Genomic DNA, 23,615 nt, shown 5'->3' with positions numbered 1-23,615 from the left:
CCGAGGACCCGAGGAGTGTCCATGAGCGACGTAGAGATCCGCGACGATCGGGCGGGCGGCCGCCTGGAGGCGTTCGCCGGCGACGAAGTCGTCGGCCACATCGAGTACTTCGTCCTCGAAGCGCCCGCCCGGGCCCTCGTCCCCGTGCACACCATCGTGGAACCCGAGCACGAGGGCCAGGGCATCGCGGGATCCCTCGCCCGTGAGCTCTACGCCATCGCCGCGCGCGAGGGCATCGTGGTCGCGCCGCTGTGCCCCTACGTCGTGAAGTGGGCGGCGCGCCACCCCAAGGAGGCCCCGGCGGCCGACCCCCAGCTGCTGGATGCGGCGGTCGATTGGCTCAAGGCGCACCCCGGGCGTTTCTGATGCCGATCCCGGCCGCCGGGGCGAGGGCTGTGCGGTCGCCGGGCGGGACGCAGACCGTGCGATCCCCGGGCGGGGCCAGGACCGTGTCGTCCCCGGGCGGCGTGCTCGCCCTGCTGCACACCTCGCCCGTGCACGTCCCCGTCTTCGACGCGTTGCGCGACGAGGCCCACCAAGGGCTGGAACTGCGGCACTTGGTGGCCGAGGAGCTGCTGACCCGAGCCCGCAGCGAGGGACCCGACGCGGTGGCCGACGAGGTGCGAGCGGTGCTCGACCGGGCCGTCGCCGAGGGCGCGCGGGCCGTGCTCTGCACCTGCTCGACCCTCGGCGGCGTCGCGGAGCGGGCGGGTGCCGAGGTGCCCGTGCTCCGTGTCGACCGACCGATGGCCGCCGCCGCGGTGGCCGCGGGCCCGCGCATCGTCGTCCTCGCGGCGCTGGAGAGCACCCTGGAACCGACGGTCGCCCTCGTCGAGGAGGAGGCTCGCCGCGCACGGCGCCCCGTCGACGTACGGACCGTGCTGATGGAGGGCGCGTGGGGACTCTTCGAGGCGGGCGACACGGACGGGTACGCCCGAGCGGTGGCGGCCGCTGCGGACGCGGTCACCGACGCCGACGCGATCGTCCTCGCCCAGGCGTCCATGGCTCCCGCCCAGCACCTGACCGCGACCTCGACCCCGGTGCTGTCCAGTCCCCGTCCGGGGCTCGCCGCCGGAGCGGGCGCGGCGCGGGACGGGTAGTCGGTCCTGGTGGCGGACGCCGAGTAGGCCCACCTGGTCTGCATCCCTCGCGCGACGGGGTGAGTGGGTGCGCGGGGGCCGGGTACGTGGGGGACAAGTCCAGGGCCGACGTACCGACTGGCTGGAGGACACCATGACGCATCCGTTCCCCGACCCGGTGAAGCCGGGCCCCACGCCGGGCCCGGGCCCAGACCGCCCGGAGCCCTTCCCGGACCCGGGCCCCCTTCCCTCCCCGGAGCCCGTCCCCACTCCGTCCCCGATCCCGAAGCCACCGGGCCCCGACCCGGTACCGGAACCGGAGCCCCAGCCGGGGCCGTACACCTGAGTGGACATCGAGCAGAGGAGGTCCCAGCAGAGCGCGCCTCTAACAGAGGGTGAGAATTTCCCATCCCGGGACTCCATCGCGTGACCGCCCCGTCCCTGCCGATGTGGCCACAGGGGACCGCGTACGACGTGGCCCCAGGCGTGGTGGCGGGGGACGGTGGGTCCGCGATGGGTGGCACGCGACGGTGCAGGGGCCGACCGGTGACCGCATCGCGACACCCGTCGGCCCCGCTGCTGCCTTCTAGGCGGACACCTCCGACCGGTCCCCGCCCCACAGCGTGTGGAACGACCCCTCCCGGTCCGTACGGCGATACGTGTGCGCGCCGAAGAAGTCGCGCTGCCCCTGGGTGAGGGCGGCGGGCAGGCGCTCGGCGCGCAGGGCGTCGTAGTAGGCGAGGGCGGCGGAGAAGCCGGGTGTGGGCACGCCCTGGCGGGTGGCGGCGACGAGCACCTCGCGCCAGTCGTCCTGGGCCGCCGCGATCTCCTGCGCGAACGTCTTGTCCGACAGCAGGCTCGGCAGATCGGGCCGGGCGTCGTACGCGGCGCGGATGCGGTCGAGGAAGGCCGCCCGGATGATGCAGCCGCCGCGCCAGATCGAGGCGACGGAACCGAGGTCGATGTTCCAGTCGTACTCGTCGCTGCCCGCGCTGATCTCGTGGAAGCCCTGCGTGTACGACACGATCTTCGACGCGTACAGCGCCTGTTCCACCCGGTCCGCGAAGGCCGCCGCCTCGGACTCATCGAGCTGCGTCGCCTTCGGACCGGCGAGTCCGCGTGAGGCGGCGCGCAGGTCGGCGTGCCCGGACAGGGAACGCGCGAAGACTGCCTCCGCAATGCCCGACACCGGAACGCCCAGGTCGAGCGCGATCTGCACGGTCCAGCGGCCCGTGCCCTTCTGCTCCGCCCGGTCCTGGACGATGTCCACGAAGGGCTTGCCCGTCGCCGCGTCCACGTGCGACAGGACCTCGGCGGTGATCTCGATCAGGTAGGAGTCGAGCCGTCCGGTGTTCCAGGTGCGGAAGATGTCCGCGATCTGGGCGGGGGAGTAGCCCGCCACATCGCGCAGCAGCTGGTACGCCTCACCGATCAGCTGCATGTCGGCGTACTCGATGCCGTTGTGGACCATCTTCACAAAGTGCCCGGCGCCGTCGGGGCCGACATGCGTCACGCACGGCGCCCCGTCCGCCGCCTTCGCGGAGATCTTCTCCAGCATCGGACCGAGCGAGTCGTACGACTCCTTCGAACCGCCCGGCATGATGCTCGGCCCGTGCAGGGCGCCCTCCTCGCCGCCGGAGACGCCCGTGCCGACGAAGTGGATGCCCTGCTCGCGCAGTGCGCGCTCGCGGCGCCGGGTGTCCGCGAAGTGCGCGTTGCCGCCGTCGATGATCATGTCGCCCGGCTCCAGGAGCGGGGCGAACTCCTGGATCACCGCGTCGGTCGGATCGCCCGCCTTCACCATGATCACCAGGCGCCGCGGCCGCTCCAGCGCCGCCACGAACTCCTTCGCGGTCTCGGCCGCCACGAACTCGCCCTCGTGGCCGAACTCCGCAACCAGCGCGTTCGTCCGCGCGACGGTGCGGTTGTGCACGGCGACCGTATAGCCGTTGCGTGCGAAATTGCGGGCGAGATTGCGCCCCATGACCGCGAGACCCGTGACGCCGATCTGGGCTGAAGTGCTCATACGGTTGGCTCCTAAGAGATCCTGGAATCGGTGATGCCAGTCGTGCTCGTCAGTACTGCCGGTCCTGCTCGTCAGTATTGTCCCCGGCCATCTTGACGCGTCGGGGATAGGTACGCAGAAGAACCCCTCGGCGCCTCATCGGCCGACGCCGCCGCTCAGGGGTGAGCTCCGGTCGTTGTGAGGGCTTGCCGGTCCCCGCCGCCGGCGGCTACTTCGTGGGGTCGGTGGCCCACTGCACGAAGTACGCACCCCGACCGCACACCACGGTCGAGTACGCGAAGCGATCCGGCACGAGGTGACGTGGCGTCAACGTGGGGCCGACATCTCCTGGGTGACGGGGCGCCACCGCACCGGAGGTCACGCGAGGGCTCAGCAGCACGACCGATTGCTGTCTTGTCATGGCCTGTTCGCAGCGCTTACTTTTGCCGCTCCTGACGCATGTCGAGGGGGGCTTGCTCATGGCCGTACGCGGTCGGCACCGCCGGTATCAGCCCAACAGGATCAACCGCGCCTCACTCACCGTCACGGCCGGCGGCGCGGGCATCGCGCTCCCGCTGGTCACCTCCGGTGTCGCCCACGCGGCCGATGTGGGCACCTGGAACAAGGTGGCCGCCTGCGAGTCCAGCGGCAACTGGAGCATCAACACGGGCAACGGCTACTACGGCGGGCTGCAGTTCACCCAGTCCACCTGGGAGGCGTACGGCGGCAAGGTCTACGCGCAACGCGCGGATCAGGCCACCAAGGACCAGCAGATCGCCATCGCCGAGAAGGTGCTGAAGGGGCAGGGGCCCGGCGCCTGGCCGGTGTGCTCGGTCCGCGCGGGTCTGACCAGGGGCGGCGACACCCCCGACATCAGCCCGTCCGGCACCTCGCCCCAGACGGCGCAGCGCTCGGTGCGGGACGTGAAGCCGCAGACCACGCCCCAGTCGCGGGCGGGCACCGCCGAGATGTACACCGTCGTCCACGGCGACACGCTCTCCGGCATCGCGGACTCCCGGCAGGTCCGGGGCGGCTGGCAGCAGTTGTACGCCGCGAACCGCAAGACCGTCGGCGCCGACCCGGACCTGATCCTGCCGGGCCAGCGGCTGAACCTGCACGGCAAGGCGCAGACACCCGTACACACCGAGAACGCGCCGACGCCGACCCAAAAGTCCTCGGTCGACAAGACCGCCTCGGACAAGGCCAAGAAGGCGCCTTCGTTCGTCGCCCCGGTGAACGCGGCGACCGGCACGCCCTACCACGCCGCCGGCTCGTCCTGGTCGAAGGGCTACCACACAGGCATCGACTTCCCCGTGCCCACCGGGACGTCCGTGAAGGCGGTCACGGACGGCCATGTCGTGAGCGCGGGCTGGGGCGGTTCCTTCGGCTACCAGGTGGTGATCCGGCACGCCGACGGCCGCTACACGCAGTACGGCCACCTGTCCGCGATCTCCGTGAAGGCGGGGCAGAGCGTGGTGGGCGGCCAGCGCATCGGCCGCTCCGGGTCCACGGGCAACAGCACGGGCCCGCATCTGCACTTCGAGGTGCGGACGGGGCCCGGCTTCGGCACTGACATCGACCCGGTGGCCTACCTGAGGGCGGGCGGCGTCAGGATTTGACGCGCGTGCGGTGGCGGTGGACGAAGGGCATCGGGACGTACGGCCCGCCGCACAGGACGGTGTAGTAGGGCAGCTCATCCACCGCTACCGGTGCATCGTCCTGTGAGGTGCCCTCCACCGCGGGCACCTTCATGGGCGCGGGTACGAAGACCTCCTCCTCCGGCGCGAAGAGGGGCCCATCCGGGACGATGACGTCCTCACTGGCTGCGAACGCGCCCTCGGCGGGTCCGAAGACCTCCTCGCGGACCCCGGTGACACCCTGCTCGGGAAGACCCGCGAGCAGCCCCTCGACCTCCGCTTCGGCGGTCGTGGTGAGGGCGGCGAGGTCCGACCCGGCCCCGACAGGCACCGGCACCGACTGGATCGCCACATCCGCGGGAACTGGGTCGAGCGTGCCGGCGTCGGAGGCCGACAGGGCCGCGGGCCCGGCCGGTACGGTCGTGCGCCGCGTGCCACCGAGCCGCTCCGTCGTGAGCAGGATCAGACCGCCGGCGGCGACGACCCCGCAGCCCAGGGCGAGCGCGGTGCCCGTCGTGCCGTAGCGGAAGGTTTCGCCGAACATCGTGATGCCGACGGCGGCCGCCACGACGGGGTTCACGACCGTCAGCGTGGCCAGCGGCGCCGCCAGGCCACCGCCCCGGTAGGCGGCCTGCGACAGCAGCATGCCGGCCGTGGCGAAGACACCGATCACGGCGAGGCTGGACAGGTCGGCCAGCGAGACCTGCTGGGACCAGTCCACCGCGACGGTCTTCGTGAACACCGAGGACATGCTGAAGGCGATGCCCGCGGCGACCGCGAGCAGCACACTGCGCACCGCCGGGTGCCGGTGCGCGGCGCGGCCCGCCACCATCAGGGCCGCCACCGAGCCGCCCGCCACCACGGCCAGCGCCACGCGCTGCGCGTTGCCCAGGGACTGTGCGTCCGAGGCGCCGACCAGCGACAGCAGGCCCGCGAGGCCCACCGTGGCCATGATCGCGCCGCGCCAGGCGGTCGCCCCGGCCCTGCGGCCGACGAAGAGGGCCGCCATGGGTAGGGCGAAGACTATGGTCAGCGCGCCGAGCGGCTGTACGAGGCTGAGCGGGCCGTAGGCGAGGGCCACCACGTGCAGCAGCCCGCCCAGTCCGTTCAGCGCCACGGCCGCCCACCAGCTGGGCCTGCGCAGCGGCGCGTAGGTCTGGCCGGGCGAGGTCAGGGCCACCTGCTCCTGAACGATCGCGCCGCCCGCGTACGCAACGGCGGAGACGAACGAGAGCAGCACGGACAAAGCGAGGGCGCTCATGAGTCCCTCCTCTGCGTACGGCGGGCGCGGTCTGCCCGGTGCGACGAACGGTCGGCTTCCATGGCAACAACAATGCCCCGCGAATTAGTTCGCGTCGTCGTACCTGAGCAGGCATTGAGTCCTACTGCCGATGGAGTACGAATCGCCCACTGTCCTCCCCAAGGTGGGTTACAAGGACCGCCGACCCGCTGGTGGAAACCCCTAGGGGGCTTGGTACTACTGCTCTTCGTGGACCTCGACCCCGAACTCGCGGCGCTCGGCTCGCTCGGCGGCTTCTTCGTACTACGCACCGGTGTACCGCCGCGCGGCCCGCTGCCCACCCTCGCCCAGGCGTACGCGGCACCTCAACTCGATGCCCAGAAAGAGGTTTACACGGATCCGATAACTTTTCGCGTTCGGAAAATCATGCAAAGTCTCCGCGCGCCGGAGCGGCGGATCGCGGTCTCGATCGCCCAGCAGGGCCTCGCGGCCCGGCTGTGGTCGATCGCGCTCGGCGCCGCCGCGCTGTACGGACAGGTGCCCGACCTCGATCCGGAGCTGCTGCGCTGGGATCCGGACGGCAGCGCTCCGGACGACCTGTGGCTGTCCGAGGTGCGCGCCCTGCCCGTCACGGCCGTCGACGAGGTCGTACGGGCTGGTCACCTCGCCCCGCTCGCGGCGGTCCTGCACTCCCGGTACCGTGTCTCAACAGGCCTGTTGTGGGGCAACGCGGGCTCCGCCCTGGCCGGGGCCGTACGCCAGCTCGACCGCTGGGCCCGGGCCAACGGGCGTCCGGAGGTGGGCGACCGGGCCCGCACGATCGCCTCCGTGCTCTTCGCGCATCCCGACCTCTCCGGCACCCTCGACTCCCGCACGCTGCGCCGCCGCAGCTGCTGCCTCTACTACCGCGTGCCCGGCGGCGGACTGTGCGGTGACTGCTGCTTCTTGCGCCCGCCGTGGCCCGCGAACGGCTCGGCCGCAGGCCGTTCCTGACAGTCGTGGTCGTCGCGTGGTCTTCCCCAACTGCCGCGTGTGAGTGACCATGAGGGGCACCAGCCGCTACGACGGGGGGTTCTGTGTGCGCGTGGGACTGCTGACCCGGGAGTACCCGCCGGATGTGTACGGCGGTGCGGGCGTCCATGTCGAGTTCCTCGCACGGGAGTTGCGCGGCCTCACGGAGCTGGATGTGCACTGCTGGGGCGAGGGCGGCGCGGGCGGCGTCGTACGCCACCGGCCCTGGCCCTTGCTCGACGGCGCCAACGACGCCCTGCGCACCTTCTCCGTGGACCTCTCCATCGCCGCCGCCCTCGAAGGCCGCGAACTCGTCCATTCGCACACCTGGTACGCCAACCTCGCCGGCCACTTCGGCAAGCTGCTGTACGGCATCCCGCACGTCATGACCGCCCACTCGCTGGAGCCGCTGCGCCCCTGGAAGGCCGAGCAGCTCGGCGGCGGCTACGCCCTCTCCAGCTGGGCGGAGCGCACCGCCATCGAGGCCGCGGACGCCGTGATCGCCGTCTCCGGCGCGATGCGCGAGGACATCCTGACCTGTTATCCGGCCCTGGAGCCGGCCAAGGTGCGCGTCGTGCACAACGGCATCGACACCTCCCTCTACCGGCCGGACCACGGCACGGACGTGCTCGAACGCATCGGCCTCGACACCGGCCGCCCGTACGTCCTGTTCGTCGGCCGCATCACGCGCCAGAAGGGCGTGCCCCAACTGCTGCGCGCGGTACGCGACATCGACCCGGCCGCGCAGGTGGTGCTGTGCGCGGGCGCCCCCGACACCCCGGAGATCGACCGGGAGTTCCGCGATCTCTACCAGGAGCTGAGCGGCGTACGCGAAGGCGTGCACTGGATCCCGCAGATGCTGCCGCGTCCGGACGTCATCCAACTCCTCACGCACGCCGCCGTGTTCGTCTGTCCCTCGGTGTACGAGCCGCTCGGCATCGTCAACCTGGAGGCGATGGCCTGCGGAACGGCCGTGGTGGCGTCCCGGGTCGGCGGGATTCCCGAGGTGGTCGAGGACGGCGTGACGGGCGTCCTGGTGCCGGTCGAGGAGAACTTCGAGGCTTCCCTGGCGATCGCCCTCGACTCGCTGCTCGCCGACCCCGAGACCGCCCGGCGCATGGGCGAGGCCGGACGGCAGCGCGCGGTGGGGGAGTTCGGCTGGGACGCGGTGGCCCGGCGGACCGTCCAGTTGTACGAGGAAGTCCTCAAACCGGGGTAGCCATCCGACAGGCGTAGTTCAGCAGCAGGGCCGGCCCGGCGACCGGGCGGGGCCCGACCGGGCGTAGAGGGGCGGCGGCATGCGGCGCGGTGGACCTTCGGTGCTGGGAATCGTACTTGCGGGGGGAGAGGGCAAGCGTCTGATGCCCCTCACCGCGGACCGCGCGAAACCCGCGGTCACCTTCGGCGGGACGTACCGCCTCGTCGACTTCGTACTCTCCAATCTCGTCAACGCCGACATCCTGCGCATCTGCGTCCTGACGCAGTACAAGTCGCATTCCCTGGACCGGCATGTGACCACGACCTGGCGGATGTCGAGCCTGCTCGGCAACTACGTCACGCCGGTCCCGGCCCAGCAGCGGCTCGGCCCGCGCTGGTACCTGGGCAGTGCCGACGCGATCCTGCAGTCCCTGAACCTCGTGTACGACGAACGGCCCGACTACATCGCGGTGTTCGGCGCCGACCACGTGTACCGCATGGATCCGCGGCAGATGCTCGCCCAGCACATCGAGGGCGGCGCGGGCGTGACCGTGGCCGGGATACGGGTGCCGCGCGCCGAGTCCTCGTCCTTCGGGGTCATCAGCCCCGGCTCCGACGGCCAGATCGTGCAGGGCTTCCTGGAGAAGCCCGCCGACCCGCCCGGCCTGCCGGACGACCCCGAGTGCGTCTTCGCCTCCATGGGCAACTACATCTTCACCACCAAGGCTCTGGTCGAGGCCCTCCAGCGGGACGCCGAGGACGAGCACTCCGTGCATGACATGGGCGGTTCGATCCTGCCCATGCTCACCGACCGGGGCGAGGCGCAGCTGTACGACTTCAGCGACAACCACGTACCCGGAGAGACCACCCGCGACCAGGGCTACTGGCGCGACGTCGGCACCCTCGACGCGTACTACGACGCCCACATGGACCTGATCGCCGAGCGCCCCGCCTTCAACCTCTACAACCGCAGCTGGCCCATCTACACCCACTCCGGGCAGCTGTCGCCGGCGCGATTCAACGCCGGGGGCATCGCCAGCGAGTCCATCATCAGCGCGGGCTGCCTCATCCGCGGTCAGGTCACCCGGTCCGTGCTCTCACCGGGAGTCGTCGTCGACCCGGGAGCCGTCGTCCAGGGCTCGGTCCTGCACGACAACGTCCACATAGGGCGGGGCGCGGTGGTGCGCGGCGCGGTCCTCGACAAGAACGTCGAGGTGCCGCCGGGCGCGACGATCGGCGTCAATCCGGAGCGGGACGCGGAGCTCTACACGGTCTCCAAGGGCGGGGTGATCGCGTTGGGCAAGGGTCAGCTGGTGTCGTAGACCTTCGAGGACGGCCCTGGTGTGCTCCGCGAACACCGGGGCCGTTGTCATGTCGGGACATCGTCACGCGCCTGCCATGTGGACAACGATGTCGACCCTCCGGAGATCTCCCGTATGCGCGGACGGAGCCCCGTACGGCCGTACGTCTCGGACGAACGACGCGCTGTGAGCTCTGCGCTGCGCTCGCTCTCCGTCACGGTCGGCGCCGAGCCGCGGTCGCGGACGGAACAGACGTTCAGTGACGGAATACAGCCGCGCCTCAGACGCACCTCAGCCACCACTTGAGACCCTTGAGCCCCGCTCCTCCCACGAGGGGCTGGACTTAATCTGCTGTTAACTGAGCGTAGCTTGATCGTACTTGACCGTAATCGCTTCTCGGAGGTTGACTGCTTGCCCACCCACCGTCGACGCGAGAGCAAGCCTTTGACTTCTGATCTCCTCGCACCACTCGACCTGGCGTTCTGGAACATCGAGTCCGCCCAGCACCCGATGCACCTGGGTGCCCTCGGCGTCTTCGCGGCCCACTCGCCGACCGCCGGCGCGCACGCCGCCGATCTGCTCGCGGCCCGCGCGGTCGCGGTGCCGGGGCTGCGCATGCGGATCCGAGACATGTGGCAGCCACTGGCCCCCCTCGCCTTCGGGAGCGCGGCCCGTGAGCCCGCGCCCGACTTCGAGCCGCTCGACCACGTTCGGCTGCACGCGCCCACCGCGGACTTCCAGGCGGTCGCGGGGCGGCTGATGGAACGGCCGCTGCAGCGCGGCCGGCCGCCGTGGGAGGCGCACGTCCTGCCCGGCGAGGACGGCGTGTCGTTCGCCGTGCTCTTCAAGTTCCACCACGCGCTGGCCGACGGGCTCAGGGCGCTGATGCTCGCGGCCGCCATCATGGACCCGATGGACATGCCGGAGCCCCGCCCGCGCCCCGCCGAGCCGCCCCGCGGGCTCTTCCCGGACGTGCGCCGGCTGCCGGGCCTGGTCCGCGGCACCCTCTCCGACGTGGGCCGCGCCCTCGACATCGGCACCTCCGTCGCCCGCGCGACCCTGGGCGTACGCTCCTCGCCCGCTCTGACCTCCGAGCCCACCGGCACCCGGCGCACCGCCGGCGTGGTCCTCGACCTCGACGACGTGCACCGCGTGCGCAAGTCCGTCGGCGGCACCGTCAACGACGTCCTGATCGCCGTCGTCGCGGGCGCCCTGCGCAACTGGCTCGACGAACGCGGCGACGGCAGCGAGGGGGTCGCGCCCCGCGCCCTGATCCCCGTCTCCAAGCGCCGCCCGCGCACCGCGCACCCACAGGGCAACCGGCTCTCCGGCTACCTGATACGGCTCCCCGTCGACGACCCGGACCCGCTCGGACGGCTGCGGGCGGTGCGTACGGCCATGGACCGCAACAAGGACGCGGGGCCCAACCGGGGAGCGGGCGCCGTCGCGCTGCTCGCCGACCACGTGCCGCCGCTCGGGCACCGGCTCGGCGGGCCCGTCGTCGGCCAGGCGGCCCGGCTGCTGTTCGACATCCTCGTCACCAGCGTGCCGCTGCCCAGCCTCGGCCTGAAGCTCGGCGGCTGCCCGCTCGCCGAGGTCTATCCGTTCGCACCGCTGGCCCGCGGGCAGGCGCTGGCGGTCGCCGTGTCGACGTACCGCGGGCGGGTCCACTACGGGCTGGTCGCCGACGCGAAGGCCGTACCGGACCTCGATCTGCTGGCCCGTGCGCTGTCCGAGGAGGTGGAGACGCTGAACGCCGCCTGCCGCTCCTGACGGCCGATGATCACCTCGGGTTTGGTGCCGCGCACCATTGCTCCGTAAAATTCCGCCTTCGAAAGCGAGCGCGGTTCGAACGCGGCGCACAACCCGAGGAACGGCAACGGCGATGACGGTGACAGAGGACGGCCAGGCGGCTCTCGCCGTGGACACGGCAGAGGACGACCGGGCGACTTCCGCCGTCGACGCGGCAGAGGTCCCGTACGGGCCCGGCATCGACCCCGAGCGGCTGGCCGTCTGCCTCAGCGTGCTCGACGAACTCGAGAAGATCGAGGTCGACCACCCCGACGCCATCGCGGTGCGGCGCGCCACCGCGGGCGTCTACCGCACGGTCAAGCAGCGCCGCCGCCAGGAGCGCCGGGCCGCCAAGACCGCGCACGACAAGGCGGTCACCGAGGCCACCGCGACCGGCTCCGCCCAGCGCATCGACGACGAGACGGAGGGCATCCTGCCCTCGTCCGTGACCGAGGCCGGCGAGATCGCGGGGATACTCCAGCGCCCGCGCTCCTGCTACATCTGCAAGTCGCGGTACGTCGAGGTCGACTACTTCTACCACCAGCTCTGCCAGAACTGCGCCGCTGAGAACCGCGCCCGCCGCGACGCCCGCGCCGACCTCACCGGCAAGCGCGCGCTGCTCACCGGCGGCCGCGCCAAGATCGGCATGTACATCGCGCTCAGGCTGCTGCGCGACGGCGCGCACACCACGATCACCACGCGCTTCCCGAACGACGCGATCCGCCGCTTCAAGGCCATGCCCGACAGCGACGAGTGGATCGGCCGGCTGAAGATCGTCGGCATCGACCTCCGTGACCCCGCCCAGGTCGTCGCGCTCGCCGACTCGGTCGCCGCCGAGGGCCCGCTCGACATCCTGATCAACAACGCGGCCCAGACCGTACGCCGCTCTCCGGGCGCCTACAGCGAGCTGCTCGCCGCCGAGTCCGGCCCGCTGCCCGCCGGTGAGCTGCCGCCCGCCGAGGTGATCGGCACCTTCGGCTCCGGCGCCGTGGCCGCGCTCCCGGTCGCCGGGGGCGGCGCGCTGACCGCGCAGGACGTCACCGACCTGGCCCTGGTGTCCGGCTCGGCGTCTCTGGAGCGGATCGCGGCCGGTACGGCGATCGACGCCGGCGGGCTCGTCCCCGACCTGCACGACACCAACAGCTGGATCCAGTCCGTGGAGGAGGTCACGCCGGTCGAGCTCCTGGAGGTCCAGCTCTGCAACTCCACCGCGCCGTTCATCCTCATCAGCCGACTGCGCGCGGCCATGGCGGCCGCCGACGCCAAGCGCACGTACATCGTGAACGTCTCCGCGATGGAGGGCGTCTTCAACCGCGGCTACAAGGGAGCGGGCCACCCGCACACCAACATGGCCAAGGCGGCCCTGAACATGCTCACGCGCACCAGCGCCCAGGAGATGTTCGAGAAGGACCGCATCCTGATGACCGCCGTCGACACCGGCTGGATCACCGACGAGCGCCCGCACCCCGACAAGATGCGCCTCGCCGACGCGGGCTTCCACGCCCCGCTCGACCTCATCGACGGCGCGGCCCGCGTGTACGACCCGATCGTGCGCGGCGAGCAGGGCGAGGACCTCTACGGCGTCTTCCTGAAGGACTACGCGCCCGGCAAGTGGTGAGCCCGGGAGGGAGGCACGGGGCGCGCGTGCGTTCCGTGCTCCCCTCGTGCGCCCTTGCGTACAACCCGTAATGCCGCCACTCTCTGGTTCCTGACGACGCTTCAGGACTGCCGAGTAGCATGGCGCCCATGACCGAGTTGTTCGCGTTCATCGACGACGCCATGTCCAGCTCGCACGACCCGGAAAAGATCATCGTGGCGGTATGCGAAGACGGCTGGCTGCGCGAGCATCTGATGGCAGCGGCAAAGGACAGGGCACTTCTTTCCGACACTCTGTGCTATCGGCATCCAAACGGTTTCTACAAAATGAAGCTGCTTTCCGCGGGCGCTGATTCATGGGCCCTGCGGATTCACGTCTGGGACGGTCCCGTGGCGCAGTCCGATGTGCACGACCACCGGTGGGACTTCTCCTCCTACATCGTCTCCGGCGAGCTGCTCGAATCGCAGTTCTCCCTTGACCGCGACGCGGGTTCGACGCCCGTCTTCGCATTGGCGAAGCGAGCGTCGTCGGGCGAGTACCGGTACACGCCCGACGGAGTGGGACGCCTGAGCGAGACGTCCCGCACCCGGCGCGCCGCGGGCGAGTCGTACACCCTCGACCACCGCGTCCTGCACCGCGCCGATCCCGCCGACGGATACCCCGTCGTCACGGCCGTTCTGCAGGGCAGGGACCTGAGGCGCAGCACCACCGTCGTCCCCGCCGTCGAGCGCGCCGAGTCGACCACGGTCGTCCGGCTCGGCTCCCGGGACGTCGCGGATCTCATGGAATGGGTGGCAGAAAGGCTGGTCGCATGACCACGTCCGCTTCCGGTGGTGTCGACGGCGTCCGAATATTCGCCAAGTACGCGCGGTTATGGGCCGTCATCGTGATGCTGGCGTCCACCGTGGTGGGGGTTCTGCTCACTTTGTGGGGCGTTTTCTTCGACCTGGACAAGGATCTCTCGACCGCCCTCGCGGCGATCGGGGAATCCGTCATCGCCTCGGTCCTCGTCTATGTGATGGTGTCGCTGTTCCTCGATCCCGTGCGACAGCGGCTGCAGGCCCAGGAACTCGCCGGCTATGCGATCGACGTCGCCCACTCCCAGTTCCAGGAGCGTTTCGAGGCCTCTTTGCCGAGCGGAGTCTTCGAGTCGGCCGATGTGCCCAAACTTGCTTTCCGCGAGGCGTTCGAGGCACTGCTCGTCACGTCCACGCGGTACGACAGCAAGGGCTCGGCCGCTGAGTTCGCCACCTTTCGCCTGGCCCTGGGCAGCCGGAAGCGTGCCTTTCGCCGACTGGACCAGATCAGACTCTGCATCCTCGATCCGCGTGCCGAGGAATGCCTGCGGGCCCATGTGATCATGCGTCAGCGCGAACAGCGTGGCAACAGAGCGCAGGAGACCATCGAGCAGGGCATCGAGGCGCTGCGCCGACAGGTCTTCATCTCCCTCACCGCCCTGCACGATCTGCGCGCCTCCCTCCCGACCCATGTCTATCTCCACCGTGACCTGCCGTTCTTCCGGTGCGAGATGTTCGACGGCGGCATGTTCCTCACGTACAACCTCGACGGCACGGAGTACCCCGAGAACCTGCAGTTCTCCTCGCGGACCCGCCCCTACCGCGCCTACCACACGGGTCTCGACATGACGCGGCGGTTCGCCTCGAAGGAGATCCGTTTCGGCTCGGAGTCGGCGCTCGGCGTCGACTCGGATCCGCGCTTCCTCGACCTGCTCGCGGAACTGGGCTGCCGGACGCCGCTGGAGGAACTGCGCGCGGACCGGGACGAGCGGTTCCGGCGATTCAGCGCACAGTTGCGGGAGGCGGGGATCGACGAGGGGGACATCTTCTGACGGCCCGGGCTCCGCGACGGCTCAGCGGTGCGACGGCTCAGCGGCGGGTGAACGTGCCCAGGCCGTCCTGGTCCCAGGCCTCGACGGTCACCTTCGACGCCGTGTCGCCGCTCGAACCTCCGGATTCGGCGTCGACCTTGAACGTGACCCCGGACAGCCCGGTCGCGTTCTCCCCGACCGTCCGGAAGCTGAACGTGTCGCCGTCGAAGTGGGTGAGCCGGAACGCCATGTGCTTCGGGCCCACGCGCATGGTGAGCCCGTCCTGGCCGGCGGTGACGGTGAGCGGACCGTAGAAGTCGTTGTCGTACGTGCCCGTGTACGCGTCGTCGGACCGGGCGGCGGCCGCGTTCCGCGGGGTCTTGGTGTAGTCGGTGGGGGAGCGGCCCTGCGCCTCCTGCTGTTGGTACACCTGGTCGACCAGCGTGAGCCAGTCGGCCGTGGGCTTCCCGTACTGGGCCGTGTCGAAGAAGTCCAGCGCGACGGAGTCGGCGAGTCCCACCGGTGCCCCGTTGGTGAGCACGGCGATGCCGAGCTGCTCGCCGGGCAGCATCGTCACATTGGTGTTCGCGCCGAGTTCGAAGGCGCCGGAGTGGCTCAGGCGCAGTCGGCCCTGGTCGTCGTAGCTCACGTTCCAGCCGAGGCCGTAGAAGCCGGCGCGGCCCGCCGGGGCGCGCGGAGGCTGGGCGACGATCTCGGGCAGGTGCGTGCGCTCCAGAGGGGCGGCGGCGATGATCTGCCTGCCGTCGAGCTTCCCGTTCGCGAGCTGCAGACGTATCCAGGTGCCCATGTCGCGTGCCGTGGAGCTCGCGCCGCCCGCGGGCGACTGGGCGTCGGCGTCACGCACGTACTTCGCCTGCCAGGTGCCGTCCGCGGCCTTCACATGAGTGACGGCCTTGTCCTCCGCCTTGTCGTAGTCGGCGAAGCGGGAACTGGTGGAGTTCATGCCGGCGGGGCCGTAGAGCGTGTCCTCGGCCAGCTTCTCCCACGTCGTGTCCTTGACGTTCGCGGCCGCCTGGCCCGCGGCGGTGACCCCGTAGTTCGTGTACGCGTAGCTCGCGCGGAACGGGGTCAGCGGCTCGTACCGCAGATGGTCCAGGATGTACGTCCGGTCGTAGCCGAGGTCCTCCAGGAGGTCACCGGCGTGGTCGGGCAGACCGCTGCGGTGCGAGAAGAGGTCGGCGTACGTCACGTGCTCGGTGACCCAGGGGTCCTTGAGCGCGAAGCCGGGCAGATGTCCCGCGACGGGGTCGTCCCAGGTGATGGCCTTGCTGCCGACGACACCCGCGACCACGGTCGAGGACAGCGGCTTGGACAGGGACGCCAGCTCGAAGACCGTGTCCGGGTCGACGGAAGCGGACTGTCCCACGTGGCGCTCGCCGAAGCCCTTCAGATAGACGACGCGGTCCTTGTAGACCACGACGACGGCGACGCCCGGAACGCCGGTCTTCTTCATGCCGTTCTGGACGATGCCGTCGAGCTTGCCTACGGCGTCGTCCACCTTCGCCCGGGTGAGCTGCGGTGGCGGCTGGGGCGGCGGGGCCGCGGCCGAGGCGGATCCGGAGGCGGCGTAGCCCGCGGAGAGCAGGCAAGCCACAGCCGCTGCCGTGAGCGCCGTCCTTCTGCGGTGTCTCGCCTGTCGCCCGACACCCATGAGCACATTGAACGCGCGGTCGCGGTCTTTGTCCTGTGGAGTCGGGGCTTCAGGACGTGGTCCCGCGGGGTCGGGGGCTCCAGGACGTGGTCCCGCGGGGTCGGCCGGACGTCGTCCGCGGGGACGGCGGTGCCTCTAGGCGTCCGGTGTCCGGGTCCGCAGACGCTCCTGGACACCGTGGCCGGGGGAGGCCGTGTACGCGGCCCTGACCCGGGTGCCCCCGTCGACCAGCAGATCGGCGCCGGTGACCCACTCGGCCGCGTCCGAGGCCAGCCACGCCACGGCCCGGGCGATGTCCTCGGGCCTACCGAGGCGACCCAGGGGGAGTCCGGCGCCCAGCTCGTCCTCGGAGTGCTCCCAGACGAAGCGGGCCATCTCGGTGCGGACGAGGCCGGGGGAGACGGAGTTGACCCGCACCTTCGGGGCCAGCTCGCCCGCGAGCTGCTGGGTCAGATGCAGCAGGGCGGCCTTGCTGGTGCCGTACGCACCCACCTGGGGGCCGACGTGCCCAGCGCCCTCCGTACACACGTTCACCACCGCGCCGCCGTGCTCGGCCATCCACGCCCGCCACACGCACTGCACCAGCCGCAGCGGTGCCTCGACGTTGACCGTGAAGGCCTCGCGCCAGCGGTCCGGGTCGGCGTCCATGAGGGGGCCGTAGGGCTGGTTGGTCGCCGCGTTGTTCACCACGACGTCGATGCGCCCGAACTCCCGCAGCGCCAGCTCGGCCAGCTCCCGCGGATGCGCGGGGTCGGCGACCGAACCCGCGAGCCCGATGCCGCCGACCCGCTCGGCGGCCCGGGCCACCCCGTCCGGATCCCGAGCGGTCACGCACACCCGCGCTCCCGCGTCGGCCAGCGCCTCTGCGACGGCGAGGCCGATCCCGCGCGAGGCCCCGGTGACGATGGCGGCCCTGCCCTCGAGCCCGTTCGGCGACGTCATCCGCGTACGGTCTCATGACGGACCGTCAGCCAACAGCCCCCAGCCGTCCGTCAGTGTTCACAGCCCCACCAGTGAACGCCGTCAGTCGACAGCCCCGAGTCGCGAATGCTGGGCCGCCACCAGCTCCAGGACCGTGCGCCAGTCCTCCATGACCCCGGCGTCCAGGCCGACGACCTTGCCCGCGTCGTCGGCCTGCCGCAGCGTGACCGCGTCCTCCGCGAGCGGATCGTGCTCGAACGCGGCCGCCTCCCACGGTGTCATGGCGCCGCCCTGCACGGTCAGGGTGAACGCGCTCTGCGGGGACAGCCCGCGGCCCGGCGACGTCGTCGCCAGAGAGCGCTTCGCCGCCACGTGCAGTCGTACGAGGCGGGAGACCCGTTCGCCGAGCAGGGGCCGTACCGCGTCGGCGGCGTGGTCGGCGTGCCCGGCGTCGTCGCCCGGCCTGAGCAGATGCCCTATGTCGTGCACCAGGCCCGCCACCTGGAGTTCCTTGTCGCTGGGATGACCGCGGCGCAGCAGCGCGGCGGTCTGCAGTGCGTGATCGTGCAGATCGACCGGGTCTCCACTGCGGTCCGGGGTGTCCCAGGCGCCCCGGCAGGCGTGCAGCAGATCCATCAGCTCCTCGACGCTGCGCAGCTCCATGCGTCAGTCCTCCCGCGAGAAAAGCCGTTGACGAGCGTCAGCAGATCATGGCTGCCTTGCGAATCGGCCAACGGGACCTGAACTGCACACCCGTGTTCAGTGGTGGCCGTGCCGGTCCGCCGGTTCCTGGGCGCCGCCCATCATCCGCATCATGGCGAGCCCTCCCGTCCGCAGGAATCGCCACACCAGAGCCGCCGCCACCAGCAGAAAGGCGATGTTCAGCCAGGTCGTGTAGTTCCAGGTGACACCCTCCATGGGGATCTGCGCGTCGGCCTGGTCGGGGATGAGCCCGAGGCCGCCGAAGACGAACTCCACGACGTATCCGGCCAGCACCATGGCCGTATAGAAGGTGACCAGCAGGAAGGCGGTCATGCGCGCCCCGTAGTACTTCCGGTAGATGTTCAGGATCGGCAGGATCAGCAGGTCCGCGAAGATGAACGCGACCACGCCGCCGAAGCTGATGCCGCCCTTCCAGAGGACCACGGCCAGCGGTACGTTCCCGATGGAACAGACGAACGAGGCGATGGCCACCAGCGGCCCGACGAGCGGGCCGATCAGCTTCGCGGCCAGCGGATGCCCGTCCAGGAAGAGGGAGCCCCAGAACGCGTCCGGCACCCAGGCCGCGATCGCGCCCGCGATCAGCAGACCGATCACCAGGTCGCGCAGGATCGCCGCCCACTCCATGACGAAGACGCGCGCGACCGAGGTGTAGCCGTCGGCGGACAGCAGCCGTCGCACGAACGGCCCGTCCCGACGGACTGACATGTCCATCGCCGCATGCCCTTCCATGGATCCGGCGATCCCCTGCTCCGCCTGCTCCCGGGCCTGCCCCAGCAGCCGCTCATGCAGGAAGAGCCGGAAGAGCACGGCCAGCAGCATGATCATGACCGGTCCGCCGACGAATTCCGCGAGAGTGAACTGCCAGCCCATCAACAGGGCGAGGAGGACGCCGAGTTCGATCACCAAGTTGGTCGAGGCGATCTCGAAACCCATCGCCGCCGTGAAGTGCGCGCCCTTGCGGAACAGTGAGCGCGCGAGCGCGACGGCCGCGTACGAGCAGGACGAGGACGCCGCCCCGAGCCCGGCGGCCAGCGCGAGCGTCCGGGGCCGGTCGTCGCCGAGCAGTCGCACGATCGTCGCCCGGCGCACCACCGCCTGGACGACGGCGGACAGCGCGAAGCCGAGGATCAGCGCCCAGGTGATCTCCCAGGTCATCGATCCCGTCAAGGACAGTGCGTGCAGGATCGCGTCCATCGGCTCCGTTCTCTCGGTTCGACTCTCTCCCGGTCCGTGGGATCAGGCATGACCCGTGGCCGCTTCAGTGACCCTGCCCACAGTCGATATTGAGCCGAATGGGTGGCGTCGAAGAGGGCATCGTGTTTCAAATCGCCGCAGATCGGGGCCTGATGGGCGCTGAACGACTTGCGACAGTAACCTCTTGTTTTCAGCCCCATCGAGCGGGCACCCGCTCATTTGGTTACCCTGTATCAGACGGACAGCCTTTCTGGGTTCCACCCACACCCATGGTCCGTCCCGGGACAAGCCGGTCACCACGGCCTGCTCTCAGACGAGTTACCGGCGCCACCGCGTCCCTAACTGCCTTCGACTCAAACCCGAGCGGACGTCAGGCGACCGGAGCAGACCGGGCCAGACGTCCCGAGGGTGACCCGACACATAAGGAGTGCGCGGTGACACCGGAGAAGACGAATCGCGATCAGCGCCCCAAGGAACGCACGGAGCGCGCGGGCCGTGGGCCCGAGAAGAAGCTCGGCAGCCTGGACGTATGGGCCAGGTCCGCCCCGATCCGCCTCGCGGGTTACGAGGACGACCTCGCCGAGCCCCACATCCTGCCCAGCGTCGACTGACCCGAGCGGGAACCATCGCGATCGACCTCCGGCAGGACCCATCGCGATCGCCGATCGGCATGGGCGTGTCAGACTCACGTCCATGCTGATCAGAGAAGCCGCGGCCGACGACTGGCCGCGGATTTGGCCTTTCTGGCACCGGATCGTCGCGGCCCGCGAGACCTACGCCTGGGACCCGGACACCTCCGAGGAAGCCGCCCGCGCCCTGTGGATGGGCCCGGGCAAGCGGGTGTACGTCGCCGAGGACGACACCGGAGCGATCGTCGGCTCCGCCTACGTCACCTCGAACTACGGCGGTCCCGCCGCCCGCATCGCCAACGCCGGATTCATGGTCGACCCGGACCGCTCCGGACAGGGCATCGGCCGTGCGCTCGCCGAGCACATCCTCGCCGCGGCCAGGGCCGACGGCTACCGGGGCATGGTGTTCAACGCCGTCGTGGAGACCAACCCGGCCGTCCAGCTGTGGACAGCGCTCGGCTTCACGATCCTCGGCACCGTGCCGGAGGCGTACGAGCACCCACGGCACGGGCTGGTGGGGCTGCACATCATGTACCAGGCGCTGTGACCGAGTTGAGCGAGGGTCTCTGGCCGGCTCTCGCCGCGAGTGGTGCCGTTCTCTAGTCGAGTGGTGCCGTACGCCGCCATGGGTGCAGTTCCTCCAGCTGTCCCGCCACTTCGAGGAGAACCGACTCGGAGCCGGGACGGCCGACGAGTTGGACGGCGCAGGGGGCGCCGCTCGGCAGCGTCCCGAACGGCACCGACATCGCGGGCCAGCCGGTCAGGTTCCACGGCGGAGTCATGGGCGAGTAGTTCGTGTTGGCCACCAGGTTGCGCAGCCAGCCCCGCTCGTGCCAGGCCGCGGCGGCGGGACCGCGCCGGGCGAGCGCCGGGGTGAGCAGCACGTCGTGCTCTTCGAAGAACGGCTCCAGGCGCGCCCGCAGCTGCTCGCGGCGCTCGCCCTTGCGGATGCCGACCAGGAAGCGGCGACCGACGGCGGCGTGCACGCGGGTGCGCCGGGTGAGCCGGCGCGGGTCGAGCTCCTCGGCGTCCACCGCGGTGCCCGCCGTCCAGTGCGCGAGCGAGGTCGTGCTCAGCCAGAGCGGGTATGGCGGGTCGGAGGGGCGCACGTGGTGGCCCGCGCCGGCCAGCAGTTCGGCCGCCTCCCGTGCGGCGGTCGTATACGGACGGCTGACGCTCACGCCGACGAGGGGGCTGCGCTCGGAGAGGGCGACCTTCCGGGTGACGGTCTCCGAGGGAGGTATCACCTCGGTGTCCGCGAGGATCGAGAACATCAGCCGGGCGTCCTCGACCGAGGTCGCGAGCGGACCGTTCTCCGACATGCCGAACCAGTCGCCGTGACCGATGCCGGCCGGGACCACGCCGTAGCCGGGCTTCAGGGTGACCAGACCGCAGTTGGCGGCCGGGATGCGCAGGGAGCCCATCCCGTCGTTGCCGAGCGCGATCGGCACCATCCCGGCGGAGACCGCGGCCGCGCTGCCGCCCGACGAACCGCCCGCCGTGCGGGAGAGGTCCCACGGGTTGCGGGCGATGCCGTGCACGCCGTCCGTGGTGCCGAAGACGCAGAGCTCGGGCACGTTCGTCAGGCCCACGACCACGGCGCCCGCCGCGCGCAGCCGGGCCACGGTCACATGGTCGTGGTCGGCGGGCGTGTCGGGGGTCGCGGCGGAGCCGTTGCGGTTCGACTCGCCGCGCACCGGCAGGTTGTCCTTGACCGCCACGGGCACCCCGGCGAGCGGGAGTTCGCCGAGATCCTTGGTGGCCAACTCGTCGGCCTCCGCCAGGGCCGCCTGTGCCCGCAGGGTGCGAAAGGCGCCGACGCGGCTGTCGAGCCGCTCGATCCGCGCGAGGTGTTCGGCCACCACTTCGCGGGGCGTGACCCGCTTCTCGCGTACGGCTGTGGCGATCTCGGCGGCGGTCCGGCCGACCCAGGTGGTCACGGGCGCTCCTTGTCGTCCTCGGTCCTGCTCCGTCGTACTCGTGAGTAGTACGGGAGCACTCTGCCCGGAGGTGGGGTGCCGCGTCGAGGCCTGGAGGCGGGCTGCCGCGTCGAGGCCCGGAGGTCGGCTGCCGCTGTCCGTCTCAGTCGATCGTGTGCAGGGCGAGCCGGTGACCTGGGACGCCCGTGATCAACTGAGACGAGATCCAGGCTCTGTCTCAGTTGATCGTGGGCACCTGTGTTCTATCTCCAAGGATCTGGTCCCCCGTCTCAGGTGATCTGGCCCTCTTCTTTCTGGTCTGGCCTCGGGAAGAGCCTCCGTACTCAGCTGACGGGCGGGCGGCGATCGGTCCAGGGGTGTGCGAGTTCGAGGGTGCGAGACACCTGGAGCAGGAGGTCTTCCCGCCACGGTGCGGCGACGATCTGGACGCCGACGGGCAGGCCGGTGGCATCGTCGTGGTGGATGGGGAGGGAGATCGCCGGTTGGCCTGTCACGTTGAACACGGACGTGAACACCCCCATCGGGTAGCTGTTCAGCAGTGCCCTCAGGGGATCGTCGTCGATGCCTGCCCGCCAGGCACCGACGAGCGGCGGGAGGCACGCCATCGTGGGCGTGACCAGGAGGTCGAAGCCGGCGAGGAAGCCTTCGACGATGCGCCGCGACAACTGTTGGGTCTTCCTCACCCCTTCTGCGTAGGACCACGAGTCGATCGATCGTGCCGCGTCACGCAGGGCACGATTGTGGGGCTGGACACGGTCCGGGTCCGCGAGCGCGATCCCGCTGCCGCCGACGTTCCAGATGGTCGTGAACGCCGCCACCAGCTCGTCGGTCGGGGGGAGCGGAAGGAGAGTGTCGACGAAGTCGTGACCGGCCGATTCGAGCGTCCGAAGAGTGACGGTGACGGCTTCAGTACACGCCGGGTGCACGTGTATCCCGTCGATCGGGGAGTCGGTGAGCGCACCGATCCGCAGCCCGGTCGGCATGTCCGTCTTCATCGCGGTGGCGAAGGACCTGTGCGGGGCCGGGGGTGACCACCACGCGGCCGGATCATGGCGTGCGAGCACATCGAGGGCGGCCGCGGTGTCTGCCACCGTGCGGGTGAGCACGCCGCTGGTGGCGAGACCTTCTACGTTGACGGTCGCGTTGGTGACCAGGCCACGGGTGGGTTTGAGCCCGACGAGGCCGTTGCACGACGCGGGGATGCGGATCGACCCGCCACCGTCTTCGGCGTGGGCGATGGGCGCCATCCCGGCGGCGACGGCAGCGCCCGCTCCGCTCGACGACCCGCCCGGCGTGCGATCCGGGTCCCACGGGCTGCGCGAGATGCCCAGGGCTTCGTTCTCGGTGAAGGGCAGGGCACCGAACTCGGAGGTGGTGGTCTTGCCGAGCAGGATGAACCCCGCGTCCACGAACCGTTGCACGACCGGGTCCGATGCTGCGGCCGGCGCCTGCCCGGCGCCGGCGGACCCATGGGTGGTGGGCCATCCGGCCACGTCAAGCAGGTCCTTGATCGGCAGCGGGACGCCGTGGAACGGCGGGAGGTCTTCGGCCGACGGGGTCCGCGCTATGGCATCAGCCGCGGCAGACGCGGCTTTGCGGACGTCGTCGTCGGCCCGGTGGCAGAAGGCGTTCAGCCGGGGGTCGAGCTCGTCCATCCGCTCGAGATAGCAATCGGCCACCTCGACCGGGCTCACCTCCTTTCGGCGTATGGCTGCGGCGAGTTCGACGGCCGGCGTGAACGGGTCAATCGGCGAGTGCATCACGAGCGGTCCTTTCTGGTCCGCGGTGCTTACGGAAGCCGTCAGTGTCGTCGCGTCTCCGGCATCGCGTCTTGGATGAATGTCGCGTAG

Annotated in this window: 19 protein-coding genes and 2 pseudogenes; 13 read left to right on the top strand and 8 right to left on the bottom strand. The window is 70.7% G+C overall.

All coding sequences use genetic code 11. The features are described 5' to 3' along the window. The first annotated feature begins 21 nt into the window (after positions 1-21). Positions 22-366, top strand: a complete 345-nt coding sequence (locus ACFY0T_RS01795; RefSeq protein WP_388863803.1) for a GNAT family N-acetyltransferase — start codon at positions 22-24, stop codon at positions 364-366. A gap of 101 nt (positions 367-467) precedes the next feature. After that, on the top strand, positions 468-1,100 hold the full coding sequence (locus ACFY0T_RS01790; protein WP_388864198.1) for an aspartate/glutamate racemase family protein: 633 nt from the start codon (positions 468-470) through the stop codon (positions 1,098-1,100). Between the two features lie 565 nt (positions 1,101-1,665). Here the strand turns inward: ACFY0T_RS01790 and gndA are convergent. Further along, positions 1,666-3,105: an NADP-dependent phosphogluconate dehydrogenase gene (gene gndA / locus ACFY0T_RS01785; protein WP_388863801.1), complete on the bottom strand. Its 1,440-nt coding sequence runs from the start codon at positions 3,103-3,105 to the stop codon at positions 1,666-1,668. A 398-nt stretch (positions 3,106-3,503) separates the two neighbouring features. On the opposite strand from gndA, the pseudogene ACFY0T_RS01780 reads away from it, so the two are divergent. Together ACFY0T_RS01780 and ACFY0T_RS01775 are read left to right on the top strand one after the other, a co-directional pair. Then, positions 3,504-3,854: pseudogene (locus tag ACFY0T_RS01780) on the top strand (transglycosylase family protein); the annotation flags it as partial. Positions 3,855-4,004: 150 nt separating this feature from the next. Continuing rightward, positions 4,005-4,703: pseudogene (locus ACFY0T_RS01775) on the top strand (peptidoglycan DD-metalloendopeptidase family protein); the annotation flags it as partial. Here ACFY0T_RS01775 and ACFY0T_RS01770 read toward each other — a convergent pair. After that, on the bottom strand, positions 4,693-5,982 hold the full coding sequence (locus ACFY0T_RS01770; RefSeq protein ID WP_388863799.1) for a DMT family transporter: 1,290 nt from the start codon (positions 5,980-5,982) through the stop codon (positions 4,693-4,695). The pseudogene ACFY0T_RS01775 and the gene ACFY0T_RS01770 sit on opposite strands and share 11 nt — an antisense overlap. A gap of 210 nt (positions 5,983-6,192) precedes the next feature. Between ACFY0T_RS01770 and ACFY0T_RS01765 the strand changes: the two genes are divergently transcribed. From ACFY0T_RS01765 to ACFY0T_RS01735, 7 genes are all read left to right on the top strand, one after another. Further along, on the top strand, positions 6,193-6,954 hold the full coding sequence (locus tag ACFY0T_RS01765) for a (2Fe-2S)-binding protein (protein ID WP_388863797.1): 762 nt from the start codon (positions 6,193-6,195) through the stop codon (positions 6,952-6,954). A gap of 85 nt (positions 6,955-7,039) precedes the next feature. Further along, the gene (glgA, locus tag ACFY0T_RS01760; RefSeq protein WP_388864196.1) at positions 7,040-8,191 is read left to right on the top strand and encodes a glycogen synthase; all 1,152 of its coding nucleotides are present in this window, start codon (positions 7,040-7,042) and stop codon (positions 8,189-8,191) included. A gap of 79 nt (positions 8,192-8,270) precedes the next feature. Next, positions 8,271-9,491, top strand: coding sequence for a glucose-1-phosphate adenylyltransferase (gene glgC / locus ACFY0T_RS01755; protein WP_388863795.1), 1,221 nt, complete (start codon positions 8,271-8,273; stop codon positions 9,489-9,491). Positions 9,492-9,914: 423 nt separating this feature from the next. Beyond that, positions 9,915-11,243, top strand: coding sequence for a wax ester/triacylglycerol synthase family O-acyltransferase (locus ACFY0T_RS01750; RefSeq protein ID WP_388863793.1), 1,329 nt, complete (start codon positions 9,915-9,917; stop codon positions 11,241-11,243). A gap of 112 nt (positions 11,244-11,355) precedes the next feature. Next, positions 11,356-12,879 carry an SDR family NAD(P)-dependent oxidoreductase gene (locus tag ACFY0T_RS01745; protein ID WP_388863791.1) on the top strand — a complete coding sequence of 508 codons (1,524 nt, stop codon included), beginning with the start codon at positions 11,356-11,358 and terminating at the stop codon, positions 12,877-12,879. 128 nt (positions 12,880-13,007) lie between these two features. Next, positions 13,008-13,673, top strand: coding sequence for a hypothetical protein (locus tag ACFY0T_RS01740; RefSeq protein WP_388863789.1), 666 nt, complete (start codon positions 13,008-13,010; stop codon positions 13,671-13,673). Further along, positions 13,670-14,707: a hypothetical protein gene (locus tag ACFY0T_RS01735; protein ID WP_388863788.1), complete on the top strand. Its 1,038-nt coding sequence runs from the start codon at positions 13,670-13,672 to the stop codon at positions 14,705-14,707. Before ACFY0T_RS01740 ends, ACFY0T_RS01735 begins: the two co-directional genes overlap by 4 nt. Positions 14,708-14,744: 37 nt before the next feature. On the opposite strand, the gene ACFY0T_RS01730 is transcribed toward ACFY0T_RS01735, so the two are convergent. The 4 genes from ACFY0T_RS01730 to ACFY0T_RS01715 all read right to left on the bottom strand — a co-directional run bounded on the left by ACFY0T_RS01730 (position 14,745) and on the right by ACFY0T_RS01715 (position 19,196). Then, positions 14,745-16,358, bottom strand: a complete 1,614-nt coding sequence (locus ACFY0T_RS01730; protein ID WP_388863786.1) for a serine hydrolase — start codon at positions 16,356-16,358, stop codon at positions 14,745-14,747. 135 nt (positions 16,359-16,493) lie between these two features. Further along, complete coding sequence (locus tag ACFY0T_RS01725) at positions 16,494-17,300, bottom strand: SDR family oxidoreductase (protein ID WP_388863784.1); 807 nt, start codon at positions 17,298-17,300, stop codon at positions 16,494-16,496. Positions 17,301-17,381: 81 nt separating this feature from the next. After that, positions 17,382-17,942 carry an inositol oxygenase family protein gene (locus ACFY0T_RS01720; protein ID WP_388863782.1) on the bottom strand — a complete coding sequence of 187 codons (561 nt, stop codon included), beginning with the start codon at positions 17,940-17,942 and terminating at the stop codon, positions 17,382-17,384. 96 nt (positions 17,943-18,038) lie between these two features. Next, positions 18,039-19,196 (bottom strand): permease, encoded by a 1,158-nt coding sequence (locus ACFY0T_RS01715; RefSeq protein ID WP_388863780.1) that lies wholly within the window; start codon positions 19,194-19,196, stop codon positions 18,039-18,041. A 434-nt stretch (positions 19,197-19,630) separates the two neighbouring features. Between ACFY0T_RS01715 and ACFY0T_RS01710 the strand changes: the two genes are divergently transcribed. Together ACFY0T_RS01710 and ACFY0T_RS01705 are read left to right on the top strand one after the other, a co-directional pair. Continuing rightward, positions 19,631-19,807 carry a hypothetical protein gene (locus ACFY0T_RS01710; RefSeq protein WP_388863778.1) on the top strand — a complete coding sequence of 59 codons (177 nt, stop codon included), beginning with the start codon at positions 19,631-19,633 and terminating at the stop codon, positions 19,805-19,807. Positions 19,808-19,889: 82 nt separating this feature from the next. Further along, positions 19,890-20,372: a GNAT family N-acetyltransferase gene (locus ACFY0T_RS01705; protein WP_388863776.1), complete on the top strand. Its 483-nt coding sequence runs from the start codon at positions 19,890-19,892 to the stop codon at positions 20,370-20,372. Positions 20,373-20,424: 52 nt separating this feature from the next. Here the strand turns inward: ACFY0T_RS01705 and ACFY0T_RS01700 are convergent, their stop codons facing one another. Together ACFY0T_RS01700 and ACFY0T_RS01695 are read right to left on the bottom strand one after the other, a co-directional pair. Continuing rightward, positions 20,425-21,765, bottom strand: coding sequence for an amidase (locus ACFY0T_RS01700; RefSeq protein ID WP_388863774.1), 1,341 nt, complete (start codon positions 21,763-21,765; stop codon positions 20,425-20,427). A 323-nt stretch (positions 21,766-22,088) separates the two neighbouring features. Continuing rightward, complete coding sequence (locus tag ACFY0T_RS01695) at positions 22,089-23,525, bottom strand: amidase (protein WP_388863772.1); 1,437 nt, start codon at positions 23,523-23,525, stop codon at positions 22,089-22,091. Positions 23,526-23,615 lie beyond the last annotated feature (90 nt).

The organism is Streptomyces sp. NPDC001530 (assembly GCF_042894545.1).
GTDB lineage: Bacteria > Actinomycetota > Actinomycetes > Streptomycetales > Streptomycetaceae > Streptomyces.
This window is presented reverse-complemented; position numbering and strand designations above follow the sequence as displayed.

Excerpts from the sequence above, each read along its gene's own strand:
- ACFY0T_RS01795 (WP_388863803.1), top strand. The coding sequence starts at position 22 with ATGAGCGACGTAGAGATCCGCGACGATCGGGCGGGCGGCCGCCTGGAG.
- gndA (WP_388863801.1), bottom strand. The coding sequence starts at position 3,105 with ATGAGCACTTCAGCCCAGATCGGCGTCACGGGTCTCGCGGTCATGGGG.
- ACFY0T_RS01770 (WP_388863799.1), bottom strand. The coding sequence starts at position 5,982 with ATGAGCGCCCTCGCTTTGTCCGTGCTGCTCTCGTTCGTCTCCGCCGTT.
- glgC (WP_388863795.1), top strand. The coding sequence starts at position 8,271 with ATGCGGCGCGGTGGACCTTCGGTGCTGGGAATCGTACTTGCGGGGGGA.
- ACFY0T_RS01745 (WP_388863791.1), top strand. The coding sequence starts at position 11,356 with ATGACGGTGACAGAGGACGGCCAGGCGGCTCTCGCCGTGGACACGGCA.
- ACFY0T_RS01740 (WP_388863789.1), top strand. The coding sequence starts at position 13,008 with ATGACCGAGTTGTTCGCGTTCATCGACGACGCCATGTCCAGCTCGCAC.
- ACFY0T_RS01735 (WP_388863788.1), top strand. The coding sequence starts at position 13,670 with ATGACCACGTCCGCTTCCGGTGGTGTCGACGGCGTCCGAATATTCGCC.
- ACFY0T_RS01730 (WP_388863786.1), bottom strand. The coding sequence starts at position 16,358 with ATGGGTGTCGGGCGACAGGCGAGACACCGCAGAAGGACGGCGCTCACG.
- ACFY0T_RS01725 (WP_388863784.1), bottom strand. The coding sequence starts at position 17,300 with ATGACGTCGCCGAACGGGCTCGAGGGCAGGGCCGCCATCGTCACCGGG.
- ACFY0T_RS01720 (WP_388863782.1), bottom strand. The coding sequence starts at position 17,942 with ATGGAGCTGCGCAGCGTCGAGGAGCTGATGGATCTGCTGCACGCCTGC.
- ACFY0T_RS01715 (WP_388863780.1), bottom strand. The coding sequence starts at position 19,196 with ATGGACGCGATCCTGCACGCACTGTCCTTGACGGGATCGATGACCTGG.
- ACFY0T_RS01705 (WP_388863776.1), top strand. The coding sequence starts at position 19,890 with ATGCTGATCAGAGAAGCCGCGGCCGACGACTGGCCGCGGATTTGGCCT.
- ACFY0T_RS01695 (WP_388863772.1), bottom strand. The coding sequence starts at position 23,525 with ATGCACTCGCCGATTGACCCGTTCACGCCGGCCGTCGAACTCGCCGCA.